This window comes from Streptomyces sp. NPDC057654 (assembly GCF_042800135.1).
GTDB lineage: Bacteria > Actinomycetota > Actinomycetes > Streptomycetales > Streptomycetaceae > Streptomyces.
Genome location: NZ_JBHVHQ010000354.1, coordinates 1 through 8,220, shown reverse-complemented (window position 1 = coordinate 8,220; position 8,220 = coordinate 1). Strand labels below are relative to the sequence as shown.

Here is an 8,220-nt window from a genome sequence, read left to right as displayed (position 1 = left end):
CCCCGGAGGGAGCGGCGGCATTCCGTGCCCGGCGGTCACTTCTTGTCGGCGTCGGCGACCATCTTCTTGAGCTTGTCGGGGGTCAGCGGGTTGTTCTGGTCCGCGTAGATGTTCTTGCCGTCGAGGAGGACGGTCGGCGTCGCGTGGTAGGAGGACTTCCCGAAGGCCTCGTCGGACTTCTTCACCCAGGTGTCGTGGGCGCCGTCGTTCACGCACTTCTGGAAGGCGGGGGTGTCCAGGCCCTTCACCTGGCCGGCGAGCTTGATCAGGTGGGCCTTGTCCGCGAAGGCGTCCTCGCGCTCGTCGGGCTGGTTCTTGTAGAGCACGTCGTGGTAGTCGGGGAACTTGCCCGCGTCCTGGGCGCACCCGGCGGCGTTGGCGGCGTTGAGGGAGCCCGTGCCGCCCATGTTGCCGTCGATGATCGTGACCAGGTGGTACTCGGTCTTGAGCTGTCCCTTGTCCTGGAGTTCGCGGATGGTGTCGTGGAATTGGGCCTCGAACCCGCCGCAGCCGGGGCAGCGGAAGTCCTCGTAGACGGTGAGGGTGGCCTTGGCGGCGGGCTTGCCCTCGGGGATCACCACATCGCCGTCGCCGGTGGCGCCCTTGGGCGGGACGGCCGGTCCGGACGCCTGCTGGTCCTTGTCCTTGCCGTTGCCCGAGTTCTTGACGAGCGCGGTCACTCCGGCGGCGACCCCCAGCACCGCCACCACGGCGACGGCCGCGATGAGCGTCCGCTTCCGCTTCTCGCGTGCCCGGTCCGCTTCTCGCTGTTCCCGCAGCCGCTCACGGGCGCTGCGCGTTCCGTCGTCCCCGCCTGGCTTGCCTTGCTTGCCTGGATTCTTCTGGTTCACGCCCCCGTACAACGAGCCGGGGCGCGCTCATGCGCGTCCCCGGCCGTTGTTTCCTTCCAAAGAGTTACCCGCGACGCGCTTCAGGCGCGTCGGCGCACCCCCTTGGCGAGGTCGCCCGCGAGTGCGGAGACCGCCGCGAGCCCCGTGTCGAGGTCGGGGGCGTCCAGCAGCCGCTTGACGAACGCGGAGCCGACGATGACGCCGTCCGCGAACCCGGCGACCTCGGCGGCCTGTTCGGGGTTGGAGACGCCGAGCCCGACGCACACCGGCAGCTCGGTGGTCGCGCGGGTACGTTCGACGAGGTCCTGCGCCTGCCGGCCCACGGACTCGCGGGTGCCGGTGACGCCCATCAGCGAGGCCGCGTACACGAAGCCGCTGCCCGCCGCGGTGATCCGGGCGAGCCGCTCGTCGCGGCTGCTCGGCGCGACGACGAACACCGTGGCCAGGCCGTGCAGTTGGGCGGCCTTGCGCCAGGTCTCGGACTCCTCGACCGGCAGGTCGGGCAGGATGCAGCCCGCTCCCCCGGCCGCCGCGAGGTCGGCGGCGAACCGCTCGACGCCGTACTGGTCGACGGGGTTCCAGTACGTCATGCACAGCACGGGCGCGCCCGTGGCGGTGTGCACCTCGCGGATGGTGTCCATGACGTCGCTGATCTTGACGCCGCCGCGCAGGGCGATGTCGTCGGCGGTCTGGATGACGGGGCCGTCGAGGACCGGGTCGCTGTGCGGCAGCCCGACCTCGATGATGTCGCAGCCGCCCTCGACCATCGCGCGGATGGCCCGTACACCGCCGTCCACGGTGGGAAAGCCCGCCGGGAGGTAGCCGACCAGCGCGGCGCGTCCCTCGGTCTTGGCCGCGGCCAGGACCTGGCTCAACAGCTCGATGTTGCCGCTCACTTGGCTCGCTCCGGGTTCGTCTGGGCCTGCTGTCCGGCGCGCTCCGCCTGCTCGGTCCGCCTCGCCTGGTCGGGATCGTACAGACCGAAATAGCGTGCCGCGGTGTCCATGTCCTTGTCGCCGCGCCCGGAGAGGTTGACGAGCAGCAGGCCGTCCTCGCCCAGTTCCTCGCCTACTCTGAGGGCGCCCGCGAGGGCGTGCGCGCTCTCTATCGCCGGGATGATGCCCTCGGTGCGGGACAGCAGCCGCAGTGCCTGCATCGCCTCGTCGTCGGTGACCGCCCGGTACTCGGCGCGGCCGGTGTCCTTGAGGTAGGCGTGTTCGGGGCCGATGCCGGGGTAGTCGAGGCCGGCCGAGATCGAGTACGGCTCGGTGATCTGGCCGTCCGCGTCCTGGAGGACGTAGCTGCGCGAGCCGTGCAGTATGCCGGGGGTGCCGGCGGTGAGGGTCGCGGCGTGTTCGCCGGTGGTGATGCCGTGGCCGCCCGGTTCGCAGCCGATCAGCCGGACGTCCGCGTCGGGCAGGAAGGCGTGGAAGAGGCCGATGGCGTTGGAGCCGCCGCCGACGCAGGCGATGGCGGCGTCCGGCAGCCGGCCCGTGCGGTCGAGGAGCTGGCGGCGCGCCTCGACGCCGATGACGCGGTGGAAGTCGCGGACGAGCGCGGGGAAGGGGTGCGGGCCCGCGACGGTGCCAAAGAGGTAGTGGGTGTGGTCGACGTTGGCGACCCAGTCGCGGAACGCCTCGTTGATGGCGTCCTTGAGGGTGCGGCTGCCGGACGTGACGCTGATGACCTCGGCGCCGAGCATCCGCATCCGGGCGACGTTGAGCGCCTGCCGCTCGGTGTCGATCTCGCCCATGTAGACGGTGCAGTCGAGGCCGAAGAGGGCGCAGGCGGTGGCGGTGGCCACGCCGTGCTGGCCGGCGCCGGTCTCGGCGATGACGCGGGTCTTGCCCATCCGCTTGGTGAGCAGCGCCTGGCCCAGCACGTTGTTGATCTTGTGTGAGCCGGTGTGGTTGAGGTCCTCGCGCTTGAGGAAGACGCGGGCCCCGCCCGCGTGTTCGGCGAAGCGCGGCACTTCGGTCAGGGCGCTGGGGCGCCCGGTGTAGTTGGCCATCAGGTCGTTCAGCTCGACCGCGAAGGACGGGTCCGCCTTGGCCTTCTCGTACTCGGCGGCGACCTCGTCCACCGCGGCGACCAGCGCCTCGGGGATGAACCTGCCGCCGAAGGCGCCGAAGTAGCCCTCGGTGCTCGGGATGTGACCCTCCGGGTCCGGGATGAAGAAGTCAGATGACATCCGACGTACTCCTCGTTCGGGGCCGTGGCCCCGCAAAGTATCGGTCTGTGGGCATCGCGCGCTGCGCGACCCGGCGTCCGGCTCTTGGAGCGGGCGTGCGGGCCCGGCGCTCGCGCGGGCGTACGGGGTGCGGAAGCCCCCGCCGCGCGCTCCTCAGGGGGCGTACGGCGGTGCGGCTAGTGCTCCGTGGCGCGACGCCATCGTGCTCCGTTGATCTGCCCCGGCTCACAGCCGATGTGGTAGCGCACGCGGCGGCCGTGGACCCTGCGCGCGGGCGCGCGGCAGCCGCGCGGCCTACAGCCGCGGGCCAGCCTCGCGTACGCGCCCATGGGTGCTCAGCCCCGTCCGTGCCGGATCGCCGGGTGCGAGCCCGCGGCGACGAGGTCGGCGACGGCGGTCCTGGGGTCGCGGCCGGTGACCAGGGACTCGCCGACCAGGACGGCGTCCGCGCCGTCGTTGGCGTAGGCGATGAGGTCGTGCGGGCCGCGCACGCCGGACTCGGCGATCTTGACGATGTGGTCCGGGATCTCGGGGGCGACGCGCGCGAAGTTGTCCCGGTCGACCTCAAGGGTCTTCAGGTTGCGGGCGTTGACGCCGATGATCCGCGCTCCGGCGTCGACGGCGCGCTCGACCTCGTCCTCGTCGTGCACCTCGACGATCGGGGTGAGCCCGATCGACTCGGCCCGCTCGACGAGGGAGACCAGGGCCTCCTGCTCCAGGGCGGAGACGATCAGGAGCGCCAGGTCGGCGCCGTACGCGCGGGCCTCCCAGAGCTGGTAGGCGGTGACGATGAAGTCCTTGCGCAGGACCGGAATGTCGACCTTGGCGCGGACGGCCTCCAGGTCGGCGAGGGAGCCGCCGAAGCGGCGCTGCTCGGTCAGCACGCTGATGACGGCCGCGCCGCCCGCCTCGTAGTCGGCGGCGAGCCCGGCGGGGTCCGCGATGGCGGCGAGCGCGCCCTTGGACGGGCTGGACCGCTTGACCTCGCAGATCACGGTGACGCTCTCGCCCTTGAGGGCCGCGACGCCGTCCTTGGCCTGGCGCGCCTTCGCCGCCCGCTCCTTGAGCTCGTCGAGAGTGACGCGTGCCTGCCGCTCCGCGAGGTCGGCACGGACCCCGTCGATGATCTCGTCGAGCACACTCACGCGAGCGGCCCCCTTCCGGGCTGGAGCGAGTAGTCGCGCCGGCGAGGTCGGTTCGGTCGAGCCGATCCGTTCCGCCGGTCACTGTCGATGCACGGTCGATGGTATCTGCCGAGGGGCCGAGGTCTCGCATCCGGTTGACGCCACGTCTTCGACCTGGACTTTTACCGCGTCGATCATGAGTGTCGGCGTGTAGGCGGCGCGTAGTCGGCACGCAGGTGTCGACAGTCGGCCGATCGCAGCCGATCGCAGGGTCCCGAGCCCGTCATGGCGCGAGGAAGCCCCCGAAGGGCAGGTTCCGCACGACCGTGAAGACCAGTACGAGCCCGCCGAGCGCCCACCAGTGCCGCGCCCGCAGCGGCAGGGCGACGGCGCGTCCCTGGACCGAGCGCAGCAGCCATACGGCCCAGAAGACGGCGAAGGCGGCATAGCCCACCGTGGCAAGGGCGTTGGCGCCCAGCGCGGCGGCGAGGTCGCCGTGCGCGACGGCGTGGACGCTGCGCAGGCCGCCGCAGCCGGGGCAGTACACCCCGGTGTAGCGCAGCAGCGGGCAGGCGGGGTAGTGGCCGCTCTCGTTGGGGTCGACCGCGCCGACGTAGACGAAGGCGGCGGCGAGCCCGGCGGCGACGCCGAGCGGCGCGGCGACCCGGCGCGCGAGGGACTCGGGGGCGGCGGACGTGCGGTGCGCGGGTTCCTCGGTCACACCGCCGAGTCTCCTCCCCTCACCGCGAACTCTCACCACGAAGGCGCGGCCCGGGGCTGCGTACGTGCGTCCGTACGGGTCCTGGGCCGCGCCTGCGGGTGGTGCGGGGCGCCGCGAGAAAACGCGGCGGGCGCCTCGGCGGGTCAGCTCTGGGTCTGGGTCCGCGGGGCCTGCTGCTTGGGCTGGCCGAGACCGGCCGCGCGCATGCCCAGGCCCACGATGCCGCCGATGGCGATGACCACGATTCCGGCCCAGAAGCCGAGCGGCATCGCCATCACCGTGAACGCGCCGGAGACGCAGAAGCCGATGAAGGCGATGATGACACCGGTCCAGGCGGCCGGGGTGTGTCCGTGGCTGGTTCCCGCCATGAGTACTCCTCATTGCTGTGTTGCGCCTGGTTCCGGGCGCGACGAACGCTCGGTCCCATTGTCTCCCGACGCGCCCGCTCCCGGACGACCGGGGGGGTCGCTCTGTCAGTTCCGCGTGTCCTCGGTGGGGTCCTCGCCGCGGTCGATGGCCTTCCACAGCTCCTCGGGGCGGTCCGGGTCGGGCGCGGTGCGGGTCCGGCGCGGGCGGGGGGCGCCGTCGCGCTCGTACCGGCCGGACATCGCGGGCCAGTGGCGGCCGTAGCGCAGCGCGAGGAGCCCGGCGAGGAGCAGCAGCACGCCGCCCGCGAGGGCGACCCACGGCCAGCCGGTGGAGGTGACGTCCTGGATGGTGGCGTTGGTCAGGCCGCTGGCCTTGGCGGCCTTGGCCTGGAGGGCGGCGGTGTCGAAGGCGCCGGCGGCCGAGGCGGCCACGACTCCGGCGCCGCACAGGGTGAGCAGCGCGGCGACGACGATCCGGCCGACACGGCGGACCGCGAAGACGGCGACGAGGGCGGCGAGCCCGACGATCGCGAGGGCGCCGGGCAGCCCGGTGATGTCCTGGCCGCTCGCGTGCTGGTCGACGGTGCCGCGGGCGACGGCGGCGGTGCCGTTCGCCCAGGTGCGGCCGGAGGCGACCAGGGCGAGCGCGGCGCCGAGCGCGCCGAGGAACAGGGCTGCGGCGACGCTGCTCCGCCCTCTGCGCACGGCGGCGGCGGAGGGCTCGGCGTGGATTCGGGGCTGGGGAACGGCTGCACTCACGCCTACCACTATCCCTCGCGACGGCGCGCGGTACGCACGCGGGGCGGCCGGGGCGCGCGGAGAGCGGGCTCCGGCGGGTGTGCGCGGGGCCGCCCGCCGGAGCGGCCGGGGCCCGCGCGCCGGGCCCGCCGGAGAGGCCCGCCGGTTCAGTCGCGCTGCCGCGCGAGGCGGTTGGCGGAGGAGACGGCCCGCAGTACGGCGGCCGCCTTGTTGCGGCACTCGGCGTCCTCGGCGGCCGGGTCGGAGTCCGCGACGATGCCCGCGCCGGCCTGCACGTACGCCGTGCCGTCGCGCAGCAGCGCCGTGCGGATCGCGATGGCGGTGTCGGAGTCCCCGGCGAAGTCGAGATAGCCGACGCAGCCGCCGTACAGGCCGCGCCTGCTCGGCTCCAGTTCCTCGATGATCTGGAGCGCGCGGGGTTTGGGCGCGCCGGAGAGGGTGCCCGCCGGGAAGCAGGCGGTGAGCACGTCGAAGGCGGTGCGGCCGGGCGCGAGGCGGCCGGTCACGGTGGAGACGATGTGCATGACGTGGCTGTAGCGCTCGACCGACATGAAGTCGACGACCTCGACGCTGCCCGGCTCGCAGACCCGCCCCAGGTCGTTGCGGCCGAGGTCCACGAGCATCAGGTGTTCGGCGCGCTCCTTGGGGTCGGCCAGCAGTTCGTCGCCGAGGGCGGCGTCGTGCTGCGGGGTCGCGCCGCGCGGCCTGGTGCCGGCGATGGGGTGCACCATGGCGCGCCCGCCCTCGACCTTGACCAGCGCCTCGGGGCTGGAGCCGACGACGTCGAAGCCGTCGAGGCGCAGCAGGTACATGTACGGGCTGGGGTTGGTGGCGCGCAGCACCCGGTAGACGTCCAGGGCGGACGCCTCGCAGGGGGTCTCGAACCGCTGCGAGGGGACGACCTGGAACGCCTCGCCCGCGCGGATGCCCTCCTTGATGTCCTCGACGGCCTTCATGAACGCCTCGCCGCCCCACAGGGCGGTGTACTCGGGCAGTTCGGAGGGCGGCAGCACGGCGGGCCTGGTGTGCACGGGCCGTACGAGGTCGGCGGCCATCGCGTCGAGGCGGGCGACGGCGTCCGCGTACGCCTCGTTGACGCCGGTGTCGAGGTCGTTGTGGTTGATCGCGTTGGCGATCAGCAGGACGGTGCCGTTCCAGTGGTCGAGCACGGCGAGGTCCGAGGTGAGCAGCATGGTCAGTTCGGGCAGCCGCAGATCGTCGCGGGTGCTGTCGCCGACCTTCTCCAGCCGCCGGACGACGTCGTAGCCGAGGTAGCCGACCATGCCGCCGGTGAAGGGCGGCAGCCCGGCGTCCTCGATCAGGTCGCGCGGGGTGTGCAGGGCCTCGATGGTGGCGCGCAGGGCCTGGAGCGGGTCGCCGTCGGTGGGAACCCCGACGGGCGGCGTGCCGAGCCAGTGGGCCTGGCCGTCGCGCGCGGTGAGGGTGGCGGCGCTGCGGACGCCGATGAAGGAGTAGCGGGACCAGGTGCGGCCGTTCTCGGCCGACTCCAGGAGGAAGGTGCCGGGGCGTTCGCCGGCGAGCTTGCGGTAGAGGCCGACAGGGGTGTCGCCGTCGGCGAGGAAGCGTCGGGTGACGGGGATGGCCCGGCGGTCCTTCGCGAGCGTCCGGAAGGTGTCGAGGTCAGGTGTGACATCACCCGTGGTCGTGGCAGCCATGGCAGCGGAGCCTACTGGCCGAGCGGCAGGACATCGGCATCGAAGCAGGTCCGTTCGCCGGTGTGGCAGGCCGCGCCGACCTGGTCGACCTTGACGAGGATCGTGTCGGCGTCGCAGTCGAGGGCGACGGACTTGACGTGCTGGACGTGGCCGGAGGTGTCGCCCTTGACCCAGTATTCGCGGCGGCTGCGGCTCCAGTACGTGCAGCGGCCGGTGGTCAGGGTGCGGTGCAGCGCCTCGTCGTCCATCCAGCCGAGCATGAGCACCTCGCCGGTGTCGTACTGCTGGGCGACGGCGGGGACCAATCCGTCGGCGTCGCGCTTGAGGCGGGCGGCGACGGCGGGGTCGAGCGCTGAGGGTCCGCCGGGGCGGGTGGTACCGGTCATGACTCCATTCTGCATTCTGCCGCGTCGCTGCGTTCTGCCGTACCGCCGTACCGCCGCGTCGCCGGGCCGCCGACCCGGCGGTACGGCCGCCGACCGGCCCGCCGACCGGCCCGCCGACCGGATTGTCAGTGGCGTACGGCATGC

General features: G+C 72.9%; 10 protein-coding genes. All 10 read right to left on the bottom strand.

Annotation, left to right across the window (positions count from 1 at the left end; genetic code table 11):
* Positions 1 to 35: 35 nt before the first annotated feature.
* Entirely contained in the window at positions 36 to 851 is an 816-nt protein-coding gene (locus ACFU99_RS24155) for a DsbA family protein (RefSeq protein WP_384395260.1), read from the bottom strand.
* 80 nt (positions 852 to 931) lie between these two features.
* Positions 932 to 1,747 (bottom strand): tryptophan synthase subunit alpha, encoded by an 816-nt coding sequence (trpA, locus tag ACFU99_RS24150; RefSeq protein WP_384395258.1) that lies wholly within the window; start codon positions 1,745 to 1,747, stop codon positions 932 to 934.
* Positions 1,744 to 3,042, bottom strand: a complete 1,299-nt coding sequence (gene trpB / locus ACFU99_RS24145; RefSeq protein ID WP_384395257.1) for a tryptophan synthase subunit beta — start codon at positions 3,040 to 3,042, stop codon at positions 1,744 to 1,746. The genes trpA and trpB overlap by 4 nt, the downstream gene beginning before the upstream one ends.
* Positions 3,043 to 3,218: 176 nt before the next feature.
* Entirely contained in the window at positions 3,219 to 3,371 is a 153-nt protein-coding gene (gene trpM, locus ACFU99_RS24140) for a tryptophan biosynthesis modulator TrpM (RefSeq protein ID WP_384395255.1), read from the bottom strand.
* Between the two features lie 6 nt (positions 3,372 to 3,377).
* On the bottom strand, positions 3,378 to 4,187 hold the full coding sequence (gene trpC, locus ACFU99_RS24135; protein WP_384395253.1) for an indole-3-glycerol phosphate synthase TrpC: 810 nt from the start codon (positions 4,185 to 4,187) through the stop codon (positions 3,378 to 3,380).
* A 262-nt stretch (positions 4,188 to 4,449) separates the two neighbouring features.
* On the bottom strand, positions 4,450 to 4,887 hold the full coding sequence (locus ACFU99_RS24130) for a DUF2752 domain-containing protein (protein ID WP_384395252.1): 438 nt from the start codon (positions 4,885 to 4,887) through the stop codon (positions 4,450 to 4,452).
* A gap of 143 nt (positions 4,888 to 5,030) precedes the next feature.
* Positions 5,031 to 5,255 carry an HGxxPAAW family protein gene (locus ACFU99_RS24125; protein WP_384395250.1) on the bottom strand — a complete coding sequence of 75 codons (225 nt, stop codon included), beginning with the start codon at positions 5,253 to 5,255 and terminating at the stop codon, positions 5,031 to 5,033.
* 105 nt (positions 5,256 to 5,360) lie between these two features.
* Positions 5,361 to 6,014, bottom strand: a complete 654-nt coding sequence (locus ACFU99_RS24120) for a TIGR02234 family membrane protein (RefSeq protein ID WP_384395248.1) — start codon at positions 6,012 to 6,014, stop codon at positions 5,361 to 5,363.
* 146 nt (positions 6,015 to 6,160) lie between these two features.
* Entirely contained in the window at positions 6,161 to 7,690 is a 1,530-nt protein-coding gene (locus ACFU99_RS24115; RefSeq protein ID WP_384395247.1) for an anthranilate synthase component I, read from the bottom strand.
* 11 nt (positions 7,691 to 7,701) lie between these two features.
* The gene (gene hisI / locus ACFU99_RS24110) at positions 7,702 to 8,076 is read right to left on the bottom strand and encodes a phosphoribosyl-AMP cyclohydrolase (RefSeq protein WP_384395245.1); all 375 of its coding nucleotides are present in this window, start codon (positions 8,074 to 8,076) and stop codon (positions 7,702 to 7,704) included.
* Positions 8,077 to 8,220 lie beyond the last annotated feature (144 nt).